The following is a 1,855-nucleotide window of genomic DNA, read 5'->3' on the forward strand; positions in this document are numbered from 1 at the left end:
TGTCATGACGTGCTCTCCTTCTGAAAGCGGCTTCTACTGCACACGATTCTTCCGATCAGCCGCAGGTTCATTAAGCCTGAGGAACGAGGATGAATCAATTGAACGATCGTATCGATCGATACGAAAGTATTGGTTCGACAATTCAGGATTGGGAGCGCCGGCCGATCGCAATGCCATGGCATGAATTAAGCGGATCAGCGTCGCACGACCTGTTCAGTCCTCCGCGGCGAATGAGCCCCCGATCATTTCTTTGCATTCATGAATCTGCGGACAATTTCAGCGATCTCATCCGCCTTGGTATCGAGAGCAAAGTGACCTGCATCCAGTACGTGTACTTCCGCGTTCAGCACGTCTTTGCGATAGCGCTCGGGCTCGCCGGAATCAAACGACAGATCGTGCTTTCCCCAAAGCACGAGGAGCCTCGGTTGAGTTTTCTGCATCCAGGCTTGCCATTTGGGGTATGAGTCGACGTTGGTTCGATAGTCGTAGAACAAGTCGCTCTGGATCTGCGCCTGGCCGGGACTATTCAGAAACGCGAATTCGTCGGTCCAGAGATCGGGATCATAAAGTTCCACATTTGGATCGTCGCCTACGTGGCGTGTTTTGGTGGCAGCCATTGAAAGCAGATTTTTTCGTAGGTCCTCTTCATGCGCTGAACGATCCGCCCAGAATGCACGGCGAGTTGACCAGTTCGCTCCAAGCCCTTCATTGTGAGCCACAGCGTCCTGCACGATGAGGCCATTGACGCGCTCAGGATGCGCGAGCACCATGCGGAAGCCTACCGGCCCCCCATAGTCTTGCATGTAGAGTGTGTATCGGCTCAGGCCAAGTGCCTGCGAGAAATCATCGATGACGTGAGCGATGTGGTCGAAGGTGTAGTCAAACTGCTTCGGGTCCGGCCAATCGCTGTGGCCAAAGCCGGGATAGTCGGGCGCGATCAAGTGGTACTTGTCGGCAAGCCGCGTCAGTAAGGCGTCAAACATGCGCGAGGACGAGGGCAATCCGTGAAGCAGAAGAATGGGCGGGCCATTCTTTGGACCGGCTTCGCGATAGAAAACCGTTAACCCATCGACCTTTACCGTCCGATAAAATACCTGATTGCTCATCACCTTATCCTCCGTCTGAGAGTTCAATCCTGACACGATCGTGAAGAGGAACACGAAGCCTGTCACCATGAACGGCACAAGCTTTATCTTCCGCATGCATCCTCCTTATCACTCATTAAGCTCGAAGATGATATCCAATTCAATGGGAACGCCCAAAGGGAGACTGGCGACTCCGATTACCGAGCGAACAGCCATGTTTTCCTCACCGAATACATCTCGCAAAAGATCCGAAGCGCCATTCGCGACAGCGGGTTGATCGACTGCATTCCCCGAAGCCACCATGAAGACGCCGAGGCGGACAACGCGTTTGATTCGATCCAGGGTTCCCAGGTAATCCCTGGCTGCTGCGAGCGCGCCCAGGGCTGCAATGCGGGCCGCATCTTGTCCGGCATTGGTGTCGAGTTCCAAGCCGAGTGTGCCAACATACGCCGGTTTGTGATCGACCACGGGCAGCATTCCACTGAGGTAGAGAAGGCTTCCTGTTCGCACCGCCTCAACGTACGACCCGAAGGGAGTCGGTGGGGTGGGAAGCCGAATGCCGAACTCACTGATGCGGTCCTCAGCGCTAAACGGCCTTGCATCTGTTCGACTTGCTCTATCTTGGTACGCCATCCAATTCACTCACTAGGTGGCCGGAGGCAGTCACCCGCCCCCGGCTCCCACAGAACCCAGCGTGCAGATTTCCCGCACTGGGCTCGTCAGACGTTGATTCACAGTATGGCGATAGCCTGCAGCTCTTTATAGGAGTA

General features: G+C 55.0%; 2 protein-coding genes. Both read right to left on the bottom strand.

Annotation, left to right across the window (positions count from 1 at the left end; translation table 11 throughout):
* Nucleotides 1-242: 242 nt before the first annotated feature.
* Nucleotides 243-1,202: an alpha/beta fold hydrolase gene (locus tag WA354_RS02850; RefSeq protein ID WP_472811498.1), complete on the bottom strand. Its 960-nt coding sequence runs from the start codon at nucleotides 1,200-1,202 to the stop codon at nucleotides 243-245.
* A 12-nt stretch (nucleotides 1,203-1,214) separates the two neighbouring features.
* Nucleotides 1,215-1,718 (bottom strand): RidA family protein, encoded by a 504-nt coding sequence (locus WA354_RS02855; protein ID WP_472811499.1) that lies wholly within the window; start codon nucleotides 1,716-1,718, stop codon nucleotides 1,215-1,217.
* Between the last annotated feature and the right edge of the window lie 137 nt (nucleotides 1,719-1,855).

The sequence above is a fragment of the Occallatibacter sp. genome, assembly GCF_049802275.1.
Classification (GTDB): Bacteria; Acidobacteriota; Terriglobia; order Terriglobales; family Acidobacteriaceae; genus Telmatobacter.